22 protein-coding genes and 1 pseudogene are annotated in these 20060 nt (G+C 63.0%); 2 read left to right on the top strand and 21 right to left on the bottom strand.

From position 1 onward, the window contains the following. Window positions 1-48: 48 nt before the first annotated feature. From trpE to rpe, 3 genes are all read right to left on the bottom strand, one after another. Window positions 49-1551: an anthranilate synthase component I gene (gene trpE / locus BMX62_RS07790; RefSeq protein ID WP_090206910.1), complete on the bottom strand. Its 1503-nt coding sequence runs from the start codon at window positions 1549-1551 to the stop codon at window positions 49-51. 98 nt (window positions 1552-1649) lie between these two features. Further along, on the bottom strand, window positions 1650-2330 hold the full coding sequence (locus tag BMX62_RS07785; RefSeq protein ID WP_090206907.1) for a phosphoglycolate phosphatase: 681 nt from the start codon (window positions 2328-2330) through the stop codon (window positions 1650-1652). A 5-nt stretch (window positions 2331-2335) separates the two neighbouring features. Beyond that, window positions 2336-3025, bottom strand: a complete 690-nt coding sequence (rpe, locus tag BMX62_RS07780; protein WP_090206904.1) for a ribulose-phosphate 3-epimerase — start codon at window positions 3023-3025, stop codon at window positions 2336-2338. A 273-nt stretch (window positions 3026-3298) separates the two neighbouring features. On the opposite strand from rpe, the gene BMX62_RS07775 reads away from it, so the two are divergent. Continuing rightward, window positions 3299-4195: a phosphoribosylaminoimidazolesuccinocarboxamide synthase gene (locus BMX62_RS07775; protein WP_090206901.1), complete on the top strand. Its 897-nt coding sequence runs from the start codon at window positions 3299-3301 to the stop codon at window positions 4193-4195. Window positions 4196-4223: 28 nt separating this feature from the next. On the opposite strand, the gene gspJ is transcribed toward BMX62_RS07775, so the two are convergent. The 18 genes and pseudogenes from gspJ to hisB form a co-directional block, all read right to left on the bottom strand. Continuing rightward, complete coding sequence (gspJ, locus tag BMX62_RS07770) at window positions 4224-4883, bottom strand: type II secretion system minor pseudopilin GspJ (protein WP_238375909.1); 660 nt, start codon at window positions 4881-4883, stop codon at window positions 4224-4226. Next, a complete protein-coding gene (gene gspI / locus BMX62_RS07765; protein ID WP_090206895.1) occupies window positions 4880-5275 on the bottom strand; it encodes a type II secretion system minor pseudopilin GspI in 396 nt (131 codons plus the stop codon). The genes gspJ and gspI overlap by 4 nt, the downstream gene beginning before the upstream one ends. After that, the gene (locus BMX62_RS07760; protein ID WP_090206892.1) at window positions 5266-5835 is read right to left on the bottom strand and encodes a prepilin-type N-terminal cleavage/methylation domain-containing protein; all 570 of its coding nucleotides are present in this window, start codon (window positions 5833-5835) and stop codon (window positions 5266-5268) included. The genes gspI and BMX62_RS07760 overlap by 10 nt, the downstream gene beginning before the upstream one ends. Window positions 5836-5840: 5 nt before the next feature. Beyond that, on the bottom strand, window positions 5841-6275 hold the full coding sequence (gspG, locus tag BMX62_RS07755; RefSeq protein ID WP_090207047.1) for a type II secretion system major pseudopilin GspG: 435 nt from the start codon (window positions 6273-6275) through the stop codon (window positions 5841-5843). Between the two features lie 31 nt (window positions 6276-6306). Then, on the bottom strand, window positions 6307-7521 hold the full coding sequence (gene gspF, locus BMX62_RS07750) for a type II secretion system inner membrane protein GspF (RefSeq protein WP_090206888.1): 1215 nt from the start codon (window positions 7519-7521) through the stop codon (window positions 6307-6309). Between the two features lie 34 nt (window positions 7522-7555). Then, a complete protein-coding gene (gene gspE, locus BMX62_RS07745) occupies window positions 7556-9088 on the bottom strand; it encodes a type II secretion system ATPase GspE (protein WP_090206885.1) in 1533 nt (510 codons plus the stop codon). Beyond that, complete coding sequence (gspD, locus tag BMX62_RS07740; protein ID WP_162273519.1) at window positions 9085-11058, bottom strand: type II secretion system secretin GspD; 1974 nt, start codon at window positions 11056-11058, stop codon at window positions 9085-9087. The genes gspE and gspD overlap by 4 nt, the downstream gene beginning before the upstream one ends. 17 nt (window positions 11059-11075) lie before the next feature. After that, complete coding sequence (gspC, locus tag BMX62_RS07735) at window positions 11076-11999, bottom strand: type II secretion system protein GspC (protein WP_090206882.1); 924 nt, start codon at window positions 11997-11999, stop codon at window positions 11076-11078. A 45-nt stretch (window positions 12000-12044) separates the two neighbouring features. Beyond that, on the bottom strand, window positions 12045-13589 hold the full coding sequence (gene gpmI / locus BMX62_RS07730; RefSeq protein ID WP_090206880.1) for a 2,3-bisphosphoglycerate-independent phosphoglycerate mutase: 1545 nt from the start codon (window positions 13587-13589) through the stop codon (window positions 12045-12047). Continuing rightward, window positions 13590-14624 carry a twin-arginine translocase subunit TatC gene (gene tatC, locus BMX62_RS07725; RefSeq protein ID WP_090206877.1) on the bottom strand — a complete coding sequence of 345 codons (1035 nt, stop codon included), beginning with the start codon at window positions 14622-14624 and terminating at the stop codon, window positions 13590-13592. 61 nt (window positions 14625-14685) lie between these two features. Beyond that, window positions 14686-14955, bottom strand: a pseudogene (gene tatB / locus BMX62_RS07720) (Sec-independent protein translocase protein TatB); the annotation flags it as partial. 67 nt (window positions 14956-15022) lie between these two features. Further along, a complete protein-coding gene (tatA, locus tag BMX62_RS07715; RefSeq protein WP_090206874.1) occupies window positions 15023-15325 on the bottom strand; it encodes a twin-arginine translocase TatA/TatE family subunit in 303 nt (100 codons plus the stop codon). A gap of 65 nt (window positions 15326-15390) precedes the next feature. Then, window positions 15391-15717 (bottom strand): phosphoribosyl-ATP diphosphatase, encoded by a 327-nt coding sequence (locus tag BMX62_RS07710; RefSeq protein WP_090206871.1) that lies wholly within the window; start codon window positions 15715-15717, stop codon window positions 15391-15393. Continuing rightward, complete coding sequence (gene hisI, locus BMX62_RS07705) at window positions 15707-16120, bottom strand: phosphoribosyl-AMP cyclohydrolase (RefSeq protein ID WP_202906235.1); 414 nt, start codon at window positions 16118-16120, stop codon at window positions 15707-15709. Before hisI ends, BMX62_RS07710 begins: the two co-directional genes overlap by 11 nt. Window positions 16121-16207: 87 nt before the next feature. Continuing rightward, on the bottom strand, window positions 16208-16978 hold the full coding sequence (hisF, locus tag BMX62_RS07700; protein WP_090206869.1) for an imidazole glycerol phosphate synthase subunit HisF: 771 nt from the start codon (window positions 16976-16978) through the stop codon (window positions 16208-16210). Window positions 16979-16992: 14 nt separating this feature from the next. Then, window positions 16993-17730, bottom strand: coding sequence for a 1-(5-phosphoribosyl)-5-[(5-phosphoribosylamino)methylideneamino]imidazole-4-carboxamide isomerase (gene hisA, locus BMX62_RS07695; protein WP_090206866.1), 738 nt, complete (start codon window positions 17728-17730; stop codon window positions 16993-16995). A gap of 26 nt (window positions 17731-17756) precedes the next feature. Next, window positions 17757-18404 (bottom strand): imidazole glycerol phosphate synthase subunit HisH, encoded by a 648-nt coding sequence (gene hisH / locus BMX62_RS07690; RefSeq protein WP_090206864.1) that lies wholly within the window; start codon window positions 18402-18404, stop codon window positions 17757-17759. Between the two features lie 40 nt (window positions 18405-18444). Then, window positions 18445-19038 (bottom strand): imidazoleglycerol-phosphate dehydratase HisB, encoded by a 594-nt coding sequence (hisB, locus tag BMX62_RS07685; protein WP_090206861.1) that lies wholly within the window; start codon window positions 19036-19038, stop codon window positions 18445-18447. Window positions 19039-19261: 223 nt separating this feature from the next. Here hisB and fnr point away from each other — a divergent pair, with 223 nt between their 5' ends. Next, window positions 19262-20059 carry a fumarate/nitrate reduction transcriptional regulator Fnr gene (gene fnr / locus BMX62_RS07680; RefSeq protein WP_090206858.1) on the top strand — a complete coding sequence of 266 codons (798 nt, stop codon included), beginning with the start codon at window positions 19262-19264 and terminating at the stop codon, window positions 20057-20059. Window position 20060 lies beyond the last annotated feature (1 nt).

Raw genomic sequence — 20060 nt, 5'->3', positions numbered from 1 at the left:
ACCGTAATGAGGTTGGCTGGACTCGGGAAAAGGCCGCGGGAAGCGGCGTCAGGATCGCCCCTTCCCTCGCATCGAGGCGGGCTGGATCTCCAGCCCCGACTCCGCCATGGCCACGGCGCGGAACACGGCGCGGCCCTTGTTCATGGTTTCCGCCCACTCATTGTCGGGCACGGAGTCATGGACCACCCCGGCACCGGCCTGGATATGCAGGGTCTGGTCCTTGATGACGGCGGTGCGGATGGCGATGGCGGTGTCCATGTTGCCCTGCCAGGACAGGTAGCCCACGGCGCCGGAGTAGATACCCCGCTTCACCGGTTCGAGCTCGTCGATGATCTCCATGGCGCGGATCTTGGGGGCGCCGCTCACGGTGCCCGCCGGGAAGGTGGCCCGCAGCACGTCCATGGCGGTCATGCCGGGGCGCAACCGGCCCACCACGTTGGAGACGATGTGCATGACGTGGGAGTAGCGCTCCACCACCATGCGCTCGGTGAGTTGCACACTGCCAACGCGGGAGACCCGGCCGGCGTCGTTGCGGCCCAGGTCGATCAGCATGAGGTGTTCGGCGATCTCCTTGGGATCGGCCAGCAGGTCCTGCTCCAGGGCCCGGTCGCTGGCCTCGTCCTCGCCCCGGGGCCGGGTGCCGGCGATGGGACGCACGGTGACCACCTCGTCCTCCAGACGTACCAGGATCTCCGGCGAGGAACCCACCACATGGTGGTCGCCCAGGTCCAGGTAGAACATGTAGGGGGAAGGATTGAGACTGCGCAGGGCCCGGTAGAGGTCCAGGGGACGGGCGCCGTAGGGGATGGACAGACGCTGGGACAGCACCACCTGCATCACGTCGCCATCGACGATGTACTGCTTGCAGCGATCCACCGCCGCCTTGAAGCCCTCCTCGGTGAAGCCGGAGATGAAATCCGACTCGCTGACCTTGCGGGGGGCGGGATGGGCCGGTGGCAAATGGGTGATCCGGCGCAGTTGATCCTGCAGTGCATCCAGGCGACGCTCGGCGGACTCGCGCTCACCGGCACCGGCATGGACCACCAGGTAGAGCCGTCCCGCCAGGTTGTCGTAGACCACCACCTCGTCGGACACCATGAGCAGGATATCGGGCACGCCCAGGGGATCGGGTTTTTCACCGCCACCCAGGCGGGGCTCGATGTAGCGGATGGTGTCATAGCCGAAGTAGCCCACCAGCCCCCCGGTGAAGCGGGGCTGATCCGGCAGGTCCGGTACCCGGAAACGGGTCTGGAAGGTCTCGATCCAGGCCAGCGGGTCATCCACCCGGGCCTCTTCCACCACCCGGCCGGACTCCTCCACGCAGACCTGGTGCCCACGGACCCGGACCACGGTCCGGGCGGGCAGGCCGACAAAGGAATAGCGGCCCCATTTCTCGCCCCCCTGCACGGACTCCAGCAGGTAGGAATAGGGACCGGAGCCCAGCTTCAGGTAGGTGCTCAGGGGGGTGTCGAGATCGGCCAGCACTTCACGGACCAGGGGGATGCGGTTGTAGCCCTGGCGGATCAGATCATCGAATTGTTCGGGACTCATGGAAGGTCATTTCCGGTGGACAGGTTGGCACGGCGGATGAACAGGCTGCTGTCACCCACGCCATCGCGTCGACCGGACTAGAATAAGCATCCCAGGCATCAGGCAATCTGCTCCATAAGCCCCGGCAACTGTTCGAGGCTGTCGATGACGGCATCCGGTTTTTGCGCCCGGATATCCTGGCCGTGATTATAACCATAACTGACGCACACAATGCCAAATCCGGCCGCCCGGGCGGCCTTCACGTCACTGCGGGAATCTCCCACCATGAGGGCATCTTTGGGATGCACGTCGAACTGATGGGCGGCATACAAAAGGGGGGCCGGATCGGGTTTTTTCTGGGGCAAGGTATCTCCGGCCAGCACCAGTTCAAAAAAGCGGTCGATGTCCATGGCCCGCAGCAGAGGGGCCGTAAACCGGGCCGGCTTGTTGGTCACGCAGCCCAGGCGGATACCGGCTTCTGCCAAGGCTTCCAGACCTTCACGCACCCCCGGATAGAGCTGACTGCGGTGGGTATTGTTGTCCCGGTAAATGTCCATGAACAGAGCCAGTGCCCGTTCATACAGGTCCGGGTCCGGTTCCGCTTCCATGTCATCGGTAAGCGCCCGCTTGATCAGGCGTTCCACCCCATTACCCACCCAGTGCCGCACCTTGGCCTCACCCCGAACGGGCATGTCCAGGGCCTCCATCATGCGGTCCACACTAAAACTCAGGTCCGGCACGCTGTCCACCAGGGTACCGTCCAGGTCGATGAGCACCATCTTGGGCTGCGGAATCGTCATCGGCTTTATACCTTGGCCAGTTCAGCCCGCATGGCGGTGACGATGCTGTCATAGCGGTTGGGGTCTTCCGCCCGGGCGGCGCCGAAGATGGCGGAACCGGCGACGAAGGTATCGGCGCCGGCGGCCTTGATCTGGGCGATGTTGTCCACCTTCACGCCGCCGTCAATCTCCAGACGGATGTCCAGCCCGGATTCGTCGATGCGGCGGCGGGCCTCCCTGAGTTTGTCCAGGGTGGCGGGGATGAAGCTCTGACCGCCGAAACCCGGGTTCACGGACATGAGCAGGATCATGTCCACCTTGTCCATCACATAGTCCAGATAGGACAGCGGGGTGGCGGGATTGAACACCAGGCCGGCCTTGCAGCCCTCGTTGCGGATCAGTTGCAGGGTGCGGTCGATATGCTCGGAGGCCTCCGGGTGAAAGGTGATGTAATCGGCACCGGCCTTGGCAAAATCGGGAATGATGCGGTCCACCGGCTTGACCATCAGATGGACGTCGATGGGGGCGGTGACGCCGTGCTTGCGCAAGGCCTCGCACACCAGGGGGCCGATGGTCAGGTTGGGGACATAGTGATTGTCCATGACATCGAAATGGACGATGTCCGCGCCGGCGGCCAGCACCTGAGTGACTTCCTCGCCCAGCCGGGCGAAATCGGCGGAGAGGATGGAGGGCGCGATCAGATCAGGTTTTGCCATGGGTCATTGCCTCGTTGCTTGACCCCTCCGGCTCACGCCTGGCAGGGGGAATGTTCACGGTCATTATAATGATATTGCAGTTTTGCGAAAGCCACCTGGGTTGCAATATCCCGCCTGGGTTTTGCGGGATGTGCCATGGTGGTGGATGTGTGTATTGAGGCCACCTTTGGACTATACTGGACCCTTGATTGCCTGACGCGCCTTGCGCGTTTTTGACCCCTTAAACTGTATCCCTGTACACGGGAAGCCCCGTGCTTTCAGGGCGGTGGCCTGATGAACGCTCCCTTATACGATAGTCCGATCCGTAGCCTGCCCCTGATCCACCGCGGCAAGGTGCGGGATATGCATGCCGTGGACGAGAAGCACCTGCTCATCGTGACCACCGACCGGCTTTCAGCCTTTGACGTGATCTTGCCCACCCCGATACCGGACAAGGGTCGGGTGTTGACCTGGATTTCCCAGTTCTGGTTCGAGCGTCTGGCCCATGTGGTGCCCCATCATGGATGTGACCTGACTTTGGCCGATGTGATCCCGGACCCGGCAGAACGGGCGCCTCTGGAAGGGCGGGCTGTGGTGGTCAAACGTCTCAAGGCATTGCCGGTGGAAGCGGTGGTCCGGGGCTACCTGATCGGTTCCGGCTGGAAGAGCTATCTGGCCGATGGCCATGTCTGTGGCATTGCCTTGCCCTCTGGTCTGCAGATGGCTGATCGCCTGCCTGAACCCCTCTACACCCCGTCCACCAAGGCGGCAGTGGGGGAACACGACGAAAATGTGGATTTTGCCCATACCGAACGCACTTTAGGCCCAGCATTGGCAGCCCAGGTGCGGGATACTGCCCTGCGTCTGTATCAGGAAGCTGCGGCCCATGCCCTGCAGCGGGGCATTATCATTGCCGACACCAAATTTGAATTTGGCCTGGACGATCAGGGTACCTTGCATCTGATCGACGAGGTGCTGACTCCCGATTCCTCCCGCTTCTGGCCAGCAGATACCTATACGCCCGGCAGCAGCCCGCCGTCTTTTGACAAACAGTATCTGCGGGATTACCTGGAAACCCTCAACTGGGACAAAACGGCCCCTGGTCCGGCGCTACCCGAAGCTGTGGTGGCCCAGGTGGCCGCCAAATACCAAGAAGCGCTGGTGCGGCTCACCGGGCAGACCCTGGCCTGAGCCACTGACGGCCCAAGCCGGTTGCAGATCAATCACGGGGCGGCTCAAGCACGGGAAACCAGCGGGATATCCTGCCCATGCCTTCCAGGTCCAGCACCAGCTCCACTGCCAGGGGCAGGATCATATTGTCTTGATCCACGCCCAAAGGCGGCCAGACGGTCGATGTGGTCAGACCTTCAATGCCGTCCCGATGGTGAAACCGCAGTTCCCAGTCCCGCAGTCCAAATCCCTCCCGGCCCTGGATCACGGGTATGGCATCAACGGGATCATCTCCCCCGCCATCCAGGACAGACCAATGCAACCGATACAGGCTACCGGCCTCCATGGCCCAGGCCACCCGCTGCAGGCTGCTGCCACCGGCACCGCCCCGCACTCCAGCACGGATCAGCTCCAGTCGCGGCGGCACCTGCAGGCCATCATGATCAATGGGCATCTGGAATTCACCCAGATCGTCCCGAATCGGGCGACGGGCCACCTGTTCCAGATCCCGCCCCAGCAGGGTCATGGCCATCTGCACCTCCGCCAGACGGGCGGCGGATTCATCCGTCTGGGCCCGCGCCTCCAGTACCGCCCGCAGGCCGCCGTAGGCCATCACCGAGACCAGGGCAAACACGGCCAGGGAGGCGATCAGCTCCAGCAGGGTGAAACCGCGTGCATGTCGCGCAAGGGGGGGGCGAGAGCGTTTCACTGCCAATTCAAGTACCCCACCAAACGGACCAGAGGGGAGATGTCCGGATCATCCCGGTCCCGGACGCTGATCTCGATCCGGGGCACGGGCCCCAGTTCAACATCACCCACCTCCAACAGGATGGGTTCCACACGCGTCTCCCAGAACCATTCCCGTTCCGCCATCATGCTGCTTCCCCGCACCACAGCCTCGGTTGGGGTATCCAGCCCGGCCCGATAGCGGGCCATGACGTTGGCGGCCACCCAATGGGCATAGGTGCGGTCACGCAGTTCGGCGGCGATGCGGGCGTTGTCACTGCCCAGCTTGATCACCGCGCCCAGGGCCACCGCCAGGATGGTGACCGCCACCAGCACCTCCAGCAGGGTGAAACCCTGTTGCGGCCTCAGCGCCATGGCTGCAATGCCCTGCCATGGGGGTCCGCCGGTTCCAGTATCTCGATCCGCCCCCCGGGATGACCGCGAATGACGAAGCGAGGCGTGCGGGCCTGATCGGTGAGCCACTGCAGTTCAAAGGGGGTGATCTCGCCGCTGATGCCCAGATAGACATGGGGCACCGGATGGGCCGGCGCCCGCTCCAGGCTTACCGGCTGTCCTTCCAGAAATAGCGCCAGTTCGATGCCCAGTCCTTCAAGATCGCGCCATTGCAATGGCCGATCCCCCGGCACCGGGAGCCACTCGTAGCTGCGGGCATCCACCTGATATTCGCGCAGAAAGCCGTACCCGTGCCGACCCACGCTCAGGGCGGTCTCCTCGGCGGTGAGGATGCCCTCGTCCCGGGCCAGGTCGATCAGGGCGACAAAGCGGCGCATTTCCTGTTCGATGTGACGATCGCGGCCGCCGTCGCCCACCGCGATCACCGCAAAGGTGACCATGATGCCGACGATGAACAGCACCACCACCACCTCCAGCAGGGTGAAGCCGCCACAGGCATGGTCGGGGCCGGACCGGGACATCCGGATTACTGATCCCAGTTGCCGATCTCGGCGTTGATGCCTTCACCGCCCGGACGGCCATCGGCGCCAAAGCTGTAAAGATCAAAATCACCCCGACTGCCCGGATGCAGATACTGGTAAGGGTTGCCCCAGGGGTCCATGGGCAGGCGGTCGATATACCCGCCCTGGCGCCAGTTGCGCGGTTCCGGCTGGCCCGAGGGCCGCTGCACCAGGGCCTGCAGGCCCTGATCCGTGCTGGGATAGACGAAATTGTCCAGACGGTAGAGATTGAGGGCACTCTCCAGGGCGCGAATGTCGTTCTGCACCTTGGTGATGCGGGCCTCGTCGGGACGATCCATGATCCGGGGCACGACAATGGCCGCCAGGATCCCCAGGATCACCACCACCACCATGACTTCGATGAGGGTGAAACCGCCTTGTCTGCGTGGATGGATGTTCATGCGCATGCAATCCCCTTGTTGAGTATGACCACTAATTGACCAGCTGGTTGAGTTCGAAAATGGGCAACAGGATGGCCAGCACGATGACCAGCACCACCAGCCCCATCACCAGGATCAGCACCGGCTCCAGGATGCCCATGATCATGGCGATGCGGGTTTCCAGTTCCCGCTCCTGGTTCACCGCCGCCCGCTCCAGCATCTCGTCCAGGGCGCCGCCGGCCTCGCCGCTACGGATCAGGTGGACGGTCATGGGCGGAAAATAGCCGGACCGCTCCAGGGCCACGCCGATGCCGGAGCCCTCCCGCACCCGCTGGGCCACCGCCTGTACGGCTTCGCGCATGGGCCGATTGGAGATCACCTCGGCGGCGATGCGCAGAGATTCCAGCACCGCCACGCCGCTGGCCGAGAGAATGGACAGGGTGCGGGCGAAGCGGGCGGTATTCATGCCCCGGGTAAGCCGTCCCACCAGGGGCAGGCGCAGCAACAGGCGGTGCCAGGCCCGCAGCGGACCGGGCCGGCGCAGCAGATACCGAAACAGCAGACCGGCCGCCACCAGTGCCGCCAGCAGGATCAGACCATAATCCCGCAGGGCATCACTCACCGCGATCAGGGTGCGGGTGAGCCAGGGCAATTCCTGACCGATGCCGCTGAACACCTGGACCACCTCGGGGACCACGTAGGTGAGCAGGGCCACGGTCACCAGCACCGCCATGGTGGTGAGGATGGCCGGATAGAACAGGGCCAGCTGTATTTTCTGGCGCATCTGCTGACGGTTTTCCGTGTAGTCGGCCAGACGCTCCAATACCACATCCAGGTGCCCGGACTGCTCCCCGGCGGCGACCGTGGTGCGATAGATATCGGGAAAGACATGGGGGAAATCCCCCAGGCCGCGGGCCAGGGAATGGCCTTCCATCACCCGGGTGCGCACGGCCATGAGCATGCTGCGAATACGGGCCTTCTCACTCTGGCGGGCCACCGTGCCCAGGGCCTCCTCCAGGGGCAGCCCCGAACGCACCAGGGTGGCCAGCTGACGGGTGAGCAGGGCCAGATCCATGGCGCTGATGCCCCGGGACAGGCCCGGCAACCGTTGCCGCCGGCGTTCCCGCCACTGCACCGCCTCCACCGACAGCGGGGTCAGACCGCTCTCCCGCAGTTGCTGGCGGACCTGGCGGGGGGTATCCCCTTCCAGCACCCCGCGGACCTGACGTCCGGTGGGTTTCAGGGCTGTATATTCAAAGGCGGGCATGATTCGGTACGGGTATCCAGGGACGCATCGGCGGTCAATCTTCCTTGGTGACCCGCAGGACCTCCTCCGGCGTGGTGTGGCCGGCCAGGATGCGACGAATGCCGTCCTGGCGGATGCTGGCCGTACACTGGCGGGCGTGGCGTTCCATGGCCTGCTCGCCGGCGCCGTCATGGATCAGGGTGCGGAGGGTCTCGTCCACCTCCACCAGTTCGTAGATGCCGGTACGGCCCCGGTAGCCCAGGTGATTGCATTCGGGGCAACCCACGGCACGGAACAGGGTGTGTTCCCCCGGCGGCAACCCCAGCAGACGGCTGTCGGCCGCGGAGGCCCGGTACGGGGCCTTGCAGTGGTCGCAGAGCAGGCGCACCAGGCGCTGGGCCAGCAGGCCCACCAGGGTGGAAGACAGCAGGAAGGGCTCCACGCCCATGTCCCGCAGCCGGGTCACCGCCCCCACCGCGGTATTGGTATGCAGGGTGGAAAAGACCAGATGGCCGGTGAGACTGGCCTGGACGGCGATGTGGACCGTATCCACGTCACGGATCTCCCCCACCATCACCACGTCCGGGTCCTGCCGCAGGATGGCCCGCAACCCCCGGGCGAAGGTCATGTCCACCTTGCTGTTGATCTGGGTCTGGCCGATGCCGTCCAGATAGTATTCGATGGGATCTTCCACCGTGAGGATGTTGCGCTTGCGGTCATTGAGCTGGGACAGGGCCGCATAGAGGGTGGTGGTCTTGCCCGAACCGGTGGGGCCGGTGACCAGGAGGATGCCGTGGGGCCGTGCAATCACCCGCTGCATCACCGTCAGGGTGGCCGGGTCCATGCCCAGATGGCTCAGGTCAAGGCGCCCGGCCTGCTTGTCCAGCAGGCGCAGCACCACCCGCTCGCCGTGGCCGCAGGGCAGCGTGGAGACGCGCACGTCCACCGCCCGGCCCGCCAGCTTCAGGGAGATGCGTCCATCCTGAGGCAGACGTTTTTCCGCAATGTCCAGACGGGCCATGACCTTGATCCGCGAGGTGATCAGCGGTGCCAGGACCCTGGGCGGTTCCAGCACTTCACGCAACACCCCGTCCACCCGGAAACGCACGGTAAGACGGTTCTCGAAGGGCTCGATATGGATGTCCGAGGCGTTTTCCTTGATGGCCTCGGTGAGCAGGGCATTGATGAGACGGATGATGGGGGCGTCATCCGCCGTTTCCAGCAGGTCTTCCGGTTCCGCCAGGCTCTGGGCGACACTGTCCAGGTCCTCGTCCTCTCCCATGCCTTCCATCAGCTGCATGGCATCGTTGCTGCTGCCCTCATAGCGGCTGCGCAGCAGCAGGTCGAACTGTTCCGCCGGCACCGTTTCCAGGGTCAGGGGGCGCCCCAGATGGCGACGCAGTTCGGTGAGGGTCTGGCTGGCAACACCCGGCCGGCAGACCACCCGCGGGGTGTCTCCCCCGTCTTCCATGACCACAACCCCGTGACGCCGGGCAAAGCCGAAACTCACCCCCCGCGCCGGGGCACCTCCATCCAGCGGGGGGACAGGCAGCCCTTCCACCGCCTTGAGTGGGCCGCCGGCGGTCATTGACGCCCCGGTGGTGGCTGGATGGATAACCCACCTGGGGTGGCCGCTGCAGTGGCCTCGAAGGGGGGCGGCAGATGCAGCAATACGTCCCAGTCCGGCAGCACCGGCACCGTATCATCGGGCATCATCAACACGCTCCGGGCGCGGGACAGCAATTGTTCTGCCCGGATATGGTTGTACCGGGTGACTGTCTCCCCGGTGAGATCCTGATGATCCCGCACGATGATCGGATGCAGGAAAATCATCAAATTACGTTTTTCCTTACTGGCCGTATCATAACGAAACAAACGGCCAATACCGGGAATATCCCCCAGACCCGGTACCTTGCTACGGGTCTGCACCAGCACATCATCAATCAGGCCACCCAGCACCACCATTTGGCCATCGTCCACCATCACGCTGGTGCGCAGACTGCGTTTATTGGTGATCAGGTCTGCCGCATCCTGGCCGCTGATCCGGGGGGCCACCTGGGAGACTTCCTGTTCGATCTCCAGCTTCACCGCGTTGCCTTCGTTGATCTGGGGACGAACCGTGAGCTTCACACCCACGTCCTGACGCTGGATGGTGTCAAAAGCCTGACCGGATTGCTCAATGGCCCGGCCGGAACGGAAAGGTACATTCTGGCCAACGATGATCTGGGCCTCCTCGTTATCCATGGTCAGCAGGCTGGGGGTGGAGAGGATGTTACTGGCAGAATCTCCCGCCAGCGCCCGGATCAATGCGGCGATGGTGGTGCGACCGGACTGGCCCAGACCCCCCAGGGTCAGCCCGTCCCCCAGATTGGGCAGGTCTGTCCCACCGGCGTAGAGTCCCCTGGCCAAGGGGTAGATGCCCGCCCCGGTGCCACCGAAATTGACGATGCCCACCCCGTCCCGCTCGGAGCCGACGGCCCATTGCACCCCCAGTTCCCTGGCCCGTTCCGTGGATACTTCGGCAATGACTGCTTCCACCAGAACCTGAGCCCGACGCACATCCAGTTGCCGAATCACCGCCCGCAGATCACGGATCACGTCCGGTGGTCCATTGATCACCACCGCGTTGGTGCTGTCATGGGCCTGTACATGGGTACCGCCTCCCCGGCCTGAGGTGGAAGCCGTGGCCCCTTCCATGGAGGTGGCCAGCCCCCGGAGCACGTCTGCCACATCTGCCGCCTTGGCATAGCGCAGATAAATGACCTGGGTATTACCGCCTTCCATGGGGATATCCAGATGGGAAATCACGACCCGTATCGGCATTCGGCGTTTGGGGTCGCCTGCCAGCAGGATACTGTTGGTACGTTCATCTGCCACCACCTGCAGACGGGCAGCAGGCCGCTGCCGACCTTCGGCCCCTTCCATGGTATTGATGATCCGGGCCACTTCCCCGGCTGCGGCATGGCGCAGGGGGATGACTTCCATATCCTCCCGGCTCTCCTGGTCGATCCGGCCAATGATCTCCACCATGCGATTGACGTTGGCCGCGGTGTCGGAAATCACCAGGGTGTTGGATTCCGGGGAGGCGGCCAGATGGCCGCTTTGGGGGATCAGGGGGCGCAAAATGGGCACCAGTTGCGCCGCATCCACATGGTTTACGGTCACGACCCGGGTAATGTATGTATCTCCCCGAAAAGGATGCTGGTGGGAAGCAGTGGGCACCTCAGCCTGTTTGGCAATGGCATCGGGCACCAGCTTGATCACCTCATCGGCCTGGACGGCAGCAAAGCCGTGGACCCGCAACACCGAAAGAAAGATATCGTACAACTCCGTTGCACTGACTGGCCGGCCGGAAATCAAGGTCACCCGTCCCCGCACCCGAGGGTCCACAATGAAATTGGCCCCCGTTTCCTCGGCCACATAGCTGATCAGCGCCTGGATATCCACATCTCGAAAATTGAGGGTAGGCCCGTCGTCGCCAATCGCAGGGGCCGCCGCCAGCAGACAACTCATCGCCAGCAGGCACCGTATCAGGGACTTTCGGCAATGATCAATCATGGGGATGGTGCTCCACGTCAGGGTCCGACAGGCAAAGTCAGGGACAGGGTACGCCCCTGGCGCTCCAGGTCCAGCCTGATTTCGGTGGCCTGGGCCAACTGGGTCAGCAGCGCCTGGGGATCGGTGATGGCGCTGACCGGGGTGCCGTTGATGCCGGTCACCACATCACCAGGGCGCAGCCCGGCCTGGCGGAACAGGGCCGGATCCCGCCGGGGGGATACTGTAAATCCCCGTATCTCCCCCTGCACCATCACCGGTCTTGCCCGGATGCTGTCCATGAACCGGGCGGGTTCCTGCAGCCAGATGGCCCGGCGTTCGGCCAGAGTGCTCGCCAGCGTCTCATCCCGTTGGGATGCCCCCCTGGCGATGGTCGGGGCTATGGGGCGGACCGGTACCACTGCCGTGGTCTCCAGGGTTTCCCTGGGCAGGCGCAACATCTCAAAACTGCCTCCCCTGGACAAAATCACCCGATCGGCAAAAATCTGCTCCAGCCGGGCGCCTCCCGGCAGTTGGGCGCCGACCCGGTAATGTCGTTCATTGTCTTGCGCATCGGCAATCAGCGCCACCCCCTGGGCTGGATCGGGGGTGGTCACCACCCCTTTAAGAGACAGTTGCAACCGGGTTTCTGGTGCCTGGGCCGGCACCGCCGGGGTCTGAGGCAGGGCCTGGGCCTGACCAAACAGGTGCAGATCCGCCACCGAAGCCAGCCGCTGCCCTGGATCAGCAGGGGGCGCTGTGGCGGGGAAACGTTCCCCCGGTACCTGCATCGCGACCGGCATGGATGGGCTGGTTGCGGGCACCAGCACGGCCCAGGTCAGTTGCGCCAGACTCCAGGCCAACAGCACCACCAGCATCAGCATCAACCCCTGGCCCAGACGGGCCACAACCGCCGGATGGGGGGGGATACCCGACAGGAAAATGCTTCTGGAAAACGTCAGCATGGCCGATGACCTGCAAGGCGGTTGACCGGCAGTTCCGGTGTCGGATCAGGACAGGGCTTCAAGCAGCAGGGATTTTCCGGTCATCTCCACGGGTTGCGTCAGTCCCATCAATTGCAGCACGGTGGGTGCGATGGCGCTCAGGCCGGCCCCGCTATTCAAGCGCCAGAGGGTGCTGTCGATGATCAGACAGGGCACCGGATACATGCTGTGCTGGGTATGGGGTTCGCCGGTGGCCGGGTCGATCAGTTCCTCACAATTGCCGTGGTCTGCGGTGAGAATCACCGAATATCCTGCGTCCACGGCCACATCCAGAACCTGGCCCACAGCAGTATCCAGCGCTTCCACTGCCTTGACCACGGCTTCGTAGACTGCGGTATGACCCACCATGTCGCCATTGGCAAAATTCACCAGCACAAAATCATAATCACCACTTTGCAGCGCCTTGATCGTCGCAGCCGCCACCTCCGGGGCACTCATCTCCGGCTTTAGATCATAGGTGGCCACCTTGGGGGAGGGAATCATGACATGATCCTCACCGGGGGCTGGCTGTTCCACACCGCCATTGAAGAAAAAGGTGACATGGGCGTACTTTTCCGTCTCGGCGCAGTGTAGCTGCCGGAGTCCTGCCTCGCTCAATATCCGCGACAGGGTCACCTGGGGCCGCTCCGGCAGGAAAGCCACCGGCAGTTCATAGCGGGCATCGTAGCGGGTCAGGCAAGTGACGGCGGCGGGGGTGAAGTTTCCCCGGTCAAAATGGCTGAACGCCGCCTGAGCCAGGGCCTCAGTGAGCTGGCGGGGCCGGTCATTACGGAAATTGAAGAACAGCACCGGATCTCCGGCACGAATCAATCCCGCCTTGTCGATGATCCGGGGTTTGATGAATTCATCGGTTTCTCCCGCTTCATGGGCTGCGGTCAGGGCGGCGGCTGCACTGGATGCCTTGATGCCCTTGCCGTGGACCATGGCATCAAAGGCCAGTTGAGTGCGTTCCCAGCGCTGATCCCGGTCCATGGCGTAATAACGGCCCGTGACGGTAGCGATTCGGCCACCGTGGGCTGCCAGGGCTTGTTCCAGGGCGGGCACATGGGTGGGGGACGACTTGGGGGCCGTATCCCGACCATCGGTGATCATATGCACTACGGGGCGGGCATCATGGCGGCCACAGAGTTCGATCAGGGCATGGAGATGACGGATATGGCTGTGAACACCCCCATCGGACACCAGCCCCACCAGATGCAGGGGACGATCCGCAGCAGCAGCGGCCTTTGCCGCTGCAGTCAGGGCCGGATTGTCCATGAAACTGCCGTCTTCGATGGCATCATCAATGCGCACCAGGTCTTGCCGGATCACGGCGCCACAACCCAGAATCAGGTGCCCCACCTCGGAATTTCCCATCTGCCCGTCCGGCAGTCCCACTGCCCGCCCCGAGGCGTCCAGCAGGGTATGGGGGTGGTTGGCAAAATACTGATCCAGTCGGGGTGTTGCAGCGTCGTGATAGGCGTTATTGAGCTTGCCTGGATTCACCCCGACGCCGTCCATGATGACCAGCAACGTGGGACGACGGGGGGTATTGAGGGAAGACTGGGTCATTCAGTTATCCTGTTTTGGCTTGGGATTATCCGAACCCCCCCGTAGCCGGCGCGCCTCCGCCTCGGCCTGATCCAGGGCTTCATCCATCTCAGATGCCGACAGCGGCGGGTCGGTTTCATTTTTTCGACCCTGACGGGCACGGGCTGCGGCGGTGGCGGCTTTGGCCCGGGCCTTGGCGGCTGCGGCCGCTGCACGGGCCGACAGGTCAGTGGCCCCGCTGCCCCTTGGGCGGTCCGGTGGATCATCGTCATCGGGGGGGGATGTGTCTCCGGCAGCCTCCCGAGCCGCCTTGCGCCGGACCAGAATCCTGGACAGGACAATACCGATCTCGAACAGCAGCCACATGGGCAAGGCCAGCAGGGTCTGGGAGATGATATCCGGTGGGGTGAGGACCATGCCGACCACGAACACACCAACAATCACATAGGGTCGCTTGGCGGCCAGTTGGTCAGGTGTGGTCAGCCCCATTGCCACCAGCAGGATGGTGGCAATGGGCACTTCAAAAGCGATGCCAAAGGCCAAAAACAGCAGGATGACAAAATCCAGATAGCGGGAAATATCTGTCATCACGGCAACCCCTTCCGGGGCAGAGGCGGTAAAGAAGGCAAAAATCAGCGGAAAGACCACAAAGTAGGCAAAGGCCATTCCCAGATAGAACAAGACGGTACTGGACACCAGCAGGGGCACTGCCAGCCGTTTTTCGTGGCGGTACAGCCCGGGGGCAATAAAGGCCCAGGCTTGATACAGCAAAAAAGGCACCGAAATCACAATGGCCAGCATCAGCACCAGCTTGAAGGGAATCAGAAACGGTGCCGCCACTTCGATGGCGATCATGCTGGTGCCTTCCGGCAAATGCACCATCAGTGGCCCGGCCAGGAAGGTATAGATGGGATTGGCGAAGGGGAACAGCACCAAAAATACCAGCAAAATCGCCAGTACACTGCGCAGCAATCGGGTGCGCAGTTCCACCAGATGAGACAGCAAGGTTCCCTCGGCCTCGCTCCCGGCCTGGGGGGACTCGGAATTATGATTCATGGTTGGATTTCCGGGGCTGATCGGACTCGGGGGACTCCGTGGACCTGTCCTGATCCCGGGGCTGGTCCGCCGACCGACGCAGGTCCTGCTCCGTATCCTGCATCATGGTCTTGAGGCGGCCGATCTCCCGCTCCTGATCCTCAAGCATCTTTCTGAGTTCTTCGGTCCGCAACTCCTGTTCGATATCGGAGCGCACGCTGCTGACGAAACGACGGACCTTGCCCACCCAGCGACCGATTTCACGGGCCAGCTTGGGCAGGCGTTCCGGCCCCACCACCAGCAACGCCACCAGGCCGATGATGATGAGTTCCCAGAATCCAAAATCGAACATGTGTGGCCCGTCTTAATCGTCACAAAAAAACCAGGGGACACCAATGTCCCGCCGGCACCGGAGAACATCAGGACGAACGCCGATCATCCTGGGGTTTATCATCGGCGGAAGGGGTGCGGGTGGCCTCGGCCTCGAAAACCCGACCCGATTCCTGATGATTTTCCAAGGGGGGCTGGGGTGTGGCCGGATCGGAAGCCTCTTTGCGGGACTCATCCGTTCCGGCCTCGCCGTCACGCACCGATTGCCGGAAATTTTTGATGGCGCTGCCCAGATCACCGCCCATGTTGCGCAGCTTCTTGGTCCCGAACAGCAGGACCACGATGACCAGGATGATGAGCAATTGCCAGATGCTGATGCCGCCAAAACCCATGAGATGCCTCCAGATGTGTCAGTAATGATGTATCCGCTTTGGTGATCCGTATCGTAAGCGGCGGACTAGCGGGTGCCGCGAGACGCTTTTTCCTCCAACCCCGACAGCCCGAAACGCCGTTCCAGTTCTGCCAGTACCTGGCCTGGCCCCAGTCCCTGCTGGGCCAGCAGTATCAGAGTGTGAAACCATAAATCGGCGGTCTCGTAGATCAGTTGCTCAGGATCACCGTTCTTGGCGGCCACCACGGTTTCAGTGGCTTCCTCGCCCACTTTTTTAAGGATGCTGTCCAGACCCTTGGCATACAGGCTGGCCACATAGGAGCTGGAAGCATCCGCACCCTTGCGGGATTCCAGCACCTGGGCCAGCTGTTCGAGGATGCGATCATCGGCCATGGGCAGGGGCCTCCTGGCCGTAAATGGCCTCCGGGTCTTTGAGTACCGGGTCGACTTCCACCCATTCACCGTCCCGATACTGATGATAGAAGCAATGGCGTCGCCCGGTATGACAGGCAATGCCGCCTTTTTGCTCTACTTTGAGCAAAATCACGTCCCGGTCGCAGTCCAGCCGCAGGTCATGGACCACCTGCACATGCCCCGAGCTTTCCCCCTTGTGCCACAGCCGGGCACGGGAGCGGGACCAGTAGACCGCCTCGCCGATTTCCAGGGTACGGGCCAGGGCCTCGCGGTTCATCCAGGCCACCATCAGCACGCAGCCATCGGCATGGTCCTGGGCAATGACGGGGACAAGACCGTCGGCATTCCATCGAATCATGTCCAGGGGAGTGTTCAGGGTCATGCACCAAAGTCTGGGAATAGAGGTATCGGGCATGTACTTTAAACCGTTGGCGGGGGTATTGACCAGCAACCGGGCACCCCCCTCCCCCTACAGCCGCACCTCGACACCCCGTTCGGCCATGTACTGCTTGGCCTCGCCCACGGTGTGCTCGCCGAAATGAAAGATGCTGGCGGCCAGTACCGCGTCCGCATGCCCCTCGGTGACCCCCTCCACCAGATGCTGAAGATGCCCCACGCCGCCGGAGGCGATCACCGGTACCGTCACCGCGTCGGCGATGGCCCGGGTGAGGGGCAGGTCAAAGCCCTGACGGGTGCCGTCCCGGTCCATGCTGGTGAGCAGGATCTCGCCCGCGCCGTTGTCCACCATGCGCCGGGCCCAGTCGATGGCATCCAGCCCGGTGGGCTTGCGACCGCCGTGGGTGAAGATCTCCCAGCGCAGGGGCGCCCCCGGCGCGGACACCTGCTTGGCGTCGATGGCCACGACAATGCACTGGGAACCGACCCGGTCCGCCGCCTCGCGGACGAAATCCGGGTTGAAGACCGCGGCGGTATTGATGGACACCTTGTCCGCCCCCGCATTGAGCAGGCGCCGGATGTCCTCGATCCGGCGAATGCCGCCGCCCACCGTCAGGGGGATGAACACCTGTTCGGCCACCTGCTCCACCACGTGCACGATGGTTTCCCGCTCATCGGAACTGGCGGTGATGTCCAGGAAGGTGAGTTCATCGGCCCCTTCGGCATCATAGCGCCGGGCGATCTCCACCGGATCACCGGCATCGCGGATATCGACGAAGTTGACGCCCTTGACCACCCGGCCACGGTCCACGTCCAGACAGGGGATGATTCGCTTGGCAAGCATGGCGGACCCTGGGCTCAGGTGGCGTTCTGGTCCGCCAGGGCCTGGGCCTCGGCAAGACTGAGGGTGCCTTCATAAAGGGCGCGGCCAACGATGACGCCGGTGACGCCCTCGTCTTCCACCGCGCACAGACGGCGGATGTCCTCGATGCTGGTCACGCCGCCGGACGCAAACACCGGGATGTTCACGCCCCGCGCCAGGCTCACGGTGGAGTCCACGTTCACCCCCTGCATCATGCCGTCCCGGGAGATGTCGGTGAAGATGATGCCGGCCACCCCGTCCTGTTCGAAATGTCTGGCCATGTCTTCCACGTCGTGGTGGGACAGTTTCGACCAGCCATCAATGGCCACCTTGCCGTTCTTGGCATCCAGGCCGACGATGATGTGACCGGGAAACTCCAGGCACAGGTCATTGACGAAATGGGGGGCGCTGACGGCCTTGGTGCCGATGATCACCCACTGCACCCCCGCGTCCAGATAAGCCTGCACCGTGTCGTCGTCCCGGATGCCGCCCCCCACCTGCACCGGCAGGTCGGGGAAGCGGGAGACGATCTCGCCGATGATCTCCGCGTTGCGGGGACGGCCAGCGATGGCGCCGTCCAGATCCACCAGATGCAGCCGTCTTGCCCCTTCGTCCACCCAGCGGGCCGCCATCTCCACCGGGCTTTCGGAAAATATCGTCGAGTCATCCATGCGCCCCTGGCGCAGCCGCACACATTTGCCGTCCTTGAGGTCGATGGCCGGGATCACCAGCATGATCTAATTCCCCTGATTGACTGATTTCAGACGCCGCCGGTCCAGTGCATGAAATTGCGCAGCAGGGTCAGACCCGTGGCGGCGCTTTTTTCTGGGTGACACTGAATGGCGAAGATATGGTCTTTGGCGATGGCCGAGGTAAACGGCATCCCATAGTCCGTGGTGCCCGCCACCACCGGGAGGGTGGCCGGCTCGACATAATAGCTGTGCACGAAATAGAAACGGCTGTCCTGTTCGATGCCGGCCCACAGTGGATGGGCATGGACCTGGCGGACCTGGTTCCAGCCCATGTGGGGAATCTTCAGGCGCTCGCCCCGGGCATCGGTCAGATGGACGCCAAATCCGCGCACCCGACCCGGGACGATCCCCAGGCAATCGGTGCCTCCGTTTTCCTCACTGTGGTCCATGAGCACCTGCATGCCCATGCAGATGCCCAGAAATGGCCGGGTGAGCGCCGTTTCCCGCAATACCTGCGACAAGCCCCGCTGATCAAGGGCCAGCATGCAGTCACGGGCGGCTCCCTGACCGGGAAACACCACCCGGTCTGCTTCGAGGATATCCGCCGGGCGATCCGTAAGCAGCACCCGGGTACCGGCCGGAGCCGCATGCTCCAGGGCCTTGACCACGGAACGCAGGTTGCCCATGCCGTAATCCACCACCGCAACAGTATTCATAGAGGGTTCTTCAAAAGTCGGGCCGGGAAGACAAGCGGTTTTAGAGCACGCCCTTGGTGGAGGGCATGATCCCCTGCATGCGGGGGTCCGGCTCCAGGGCCATGCGCAGGGCACGGCCAAAGGCCTTGAACAGGGTTTCGGCAATATGATGGGCATTCTTGCCCCGTAGACTGTCCAGATGCAGGGTGACCCGGGCATGGTTGACAAAACCCTGGAAAAACTCCTCGAACAGTTCTACCTCAAACTGACCAATACGGTCCCTGGGGTAGGTCACATGATAGTGCAGTCCTGGCCGACCGGAGAAGTCGATCACCACCCTGGACAGGGCTTCGTCCAGGGGCACATAGGCATGGCCGTAGCGACGAATCCCCTGCTTGTCTCCCACCGCCTGGGCCATGGCCTGCCCCAGGGCAATACCAACGTCCTCCACGGTGTGATGGTCGTCAATGTGGCGGTCTCCATCTGCCTGCACCGACAAGTCGATACAGCCGTGGCGGACCACCTGATCGAGCATGTGATCCAGAAAGGGCACGCCGGTGGCCAATTCACCCCGGCCCTGACCATCCAGGTCAAGGGTCACCTGTATCCGGGTTTCCAAGGTATCGCGGGAGATCTGGGCTGTACGGGAGGTCATGAATGCTTGAGGCTCTGGTGAAGCAGGTCAGGGGCCCATCCTACCACAGCCCTGCCCTTATATTGACATCCTTCCCTGGTTAAGGTCAGGGTATGCCTGTGCCCGCCCGGTGACGCCCGTGCTTGTCTCCCGGCCCGGCTTTGGGTAATGTGCCGAATCAGTGCGTTACCGAACCTCGGCAATGAGCTGGCGGCCCGATGGCTGCAGGAGTGGTTGAACCCGCATGTCCGCCCCGAAGATCCTCGATCTAGGCAGTCTCAAGCATGCTTGCAAGAGCTGCAGTCTCCACGATCTGTGCTTGCCCCTGGGGGTCAGCGATGATGAGCTGCAGCTGCTCGAACGGATCATCAACCGCAAACGCCCCTTGCAGCGCAAGGATCACCTCTATCGCCCCGGCGATCGTATGACCTCCATCTATGCGGTGCGTTCCGGCACGGTGAAAACCTACACCCTGACCGATGATGGCCAGGAACAGATCACCGGCTTTCATCTGCCCGGTGAACTGCTGGGCCTGGACGCCATCAGCGACGGCATCCACCCCTGCGCCGCCCGGGCTCTGGAAACCACCAGCATTTGCGAAATTCCCTTTGATCGCCTTGAGGAACTGTCGGTACGCATTCCGGAATTACAGCACCAGCTGTTTCGCATCATGAGCCGGGAAATCCAGACCGATGAACATTTCATGATGCTGCTGGGCAAAAAAGCCTCCGATGCCCGACTGGCGGCTTTTTTGCTGAGCCTTTCCAGCCGCCTGGGCATTCGCGGATTCTCCCGCACGGAATTCAATCTCACCATGTCGAGAAACGACATCGCCAATTATCTGGGGCTGGCGGTGGAAACCGTCAGCCGGCTGTTTACCCGCTTCCAGGGTGCCGGACTGATGCAGGTGCGACGCAAACTGATCACCATCTATGATCTTGACGGTTTGCATACCGTGGCGGGTATCCATCCGGTGGGGGAGGATTTGCGGGGGCACTGCAACAACGGCCAGTGCAACCCCGGCAAATCCCCAATGGATTGAG

It is taken from the genome of Ectothiorhodospira magna (assembly GCF_900110965.1).
GTDB classification, from domain to species: Bacteria; Pseudomonadota; Gammaproteobacteria; order Ectothiorhodospirales; family Ectothiorhodospiraceae; genus Ectothiorhodospira; species Ectothiorhodospira magna.
This window is presented reverse-complemented; position numbering and strand designations above follow the sequence as displayed.

Bases quoted from the DNA above. Each gene is read 5' to 3' on its own strand.
- tatC (WP_090206877.1), bottom strand. From the start codon at position 14,624: ATGAATCATAATTCCGAGTCCCCCCAGGCCGGGAGCGAGGCCGAGGGA.
- hisH (WP_090206864.1), bottom strand. From the start codon at position 18,404: ATGAATACTGTTGCGGTGGTGGATTACGGCATGGGCAACCTGCGTTCC.
- trpE (WP_090206910.1), bottom strand. From the start codon at position 1,551: ATGAGTCCCGAACAATTCGATGATCTGATCCGCCAGGGCTACAACCGC.
- hisB (WP_090206861.1), bottom strand. From the start codon at position 19,038: ATGACCTCCCGTACAGCCCAGATCTCCCGCGATACCTTGGAAACCCGG.
- BMX62_RS07710 (WP_090206871.1), bottom strand. From the start codon at position 15,717: ATGGCCGATGATCGCATCCTCGAACAGCTGGCCCAGGTGCTGGAATCC.
- fnr (WP_090206858.1), top strand. From the start codon at position 19,262: ATGTCCGCCCCGAAGATCCTCGATCTAGGCAGTCTCAAGCATGCTTGC.
- gspI (WP_090206895.1), bottom strand. From the start codon at position 5,275: ATGGCGCTGAGGCCGCAACAGGGTTTCACCCTGCTGGAGGTGCTGGTG.
- gpmI (WP_090206880.1), bottom strand. From the start codon at position 13,589: ATGACCCAGTCTTCCCTCAATACCCCCCGTCGTCCCACGTTGCTGGTC.
- hisF (WP_090206869.1), bottom strand. From the start codon at position 16,978: ATGCTTGCCAAGCGAATCATCCCCTGTCTGGACGTGGACCGTGGCCGG.
- rpe (WP_090206904.1), bottom strand. From the start codon at position 3,025: ATGGCAAAACCTGATCTGATCGCGCCCTCCATCCTCTCCGCCGATTTC.
- gspF (WP_090206888.1), bottom strand. From the start codon at position 7,521: ATGCCCGCCTTTGAATATACAGCCCTGAAACCCACCGGACGTCAGGTC.
- hisI (WP_202906235.1), bottom strand. From the start codon at position 16,120: ATGACCCTGAACACTCCCCTGGACATGATTCGATGGAATGCCGACGGT.
- BMX62_RS07760 (WP_090206892.1), bottom strand. From the start codon at position 5,835: ATGTCCCGGTCCGGCCCCGACCATGCCTGTGGCGGCTTCACCCTGCTG.
- gspE (WP_090206885.1), bottom strand. From the start codon at position 9,088: ATGACCGCCGGCGGCCCACTCAAGGCGGTGGAAGGGCTGCCTGTCCCC.
- BMX62_RS07785 (WP_090206907.1), bottom strand. From the start codon at position 2,330: ATGACGATTCCGCAGCCCAAGATGGTGCTCATCGACCTGGACGGTACC.
- gspC (WP_090206882.1), bottom strand. From the start codon at position 11,999: ATGCTGACGTTTTCCAGAAGCATTTTCCTGTCGGGTATCCCCCCCCAT.
- tatA (WP_090206874.1), bottom strand. From the start codon at position 15,325: ATGGGTTTTGGCGGCATCAGCATCTGGCAATTGCTCATCATCCTGGTC.
- BMX62_RS07775 (WP_090206901.1), top strand. From the start codon at position 3,299: ATGAACGCTCCCTTATACGATAGTCCGATCCGTAGCCTGCCCCTGATC.
- hisA (WP_090206866.1), bottom strand. From the start codon at position 17,730: ATGCTGGTGATCCCGGCCATCGACCTCAAGGACGGCAAATGTGTGCGG.
- gspG (WP_090207047.1), bottom strand. From the start codon at position 6,275: ATGAACATCCATCCACGCAGACAAGGCGGTTTCACCCTCATCGAAGTC.
- gspD (WP_162273519.1), bottom strand. From the start codon at position 11,058: ATGATTGATCATTGCCGAAAGTCCCTGATACGGTGCCTGCTGGCGATG.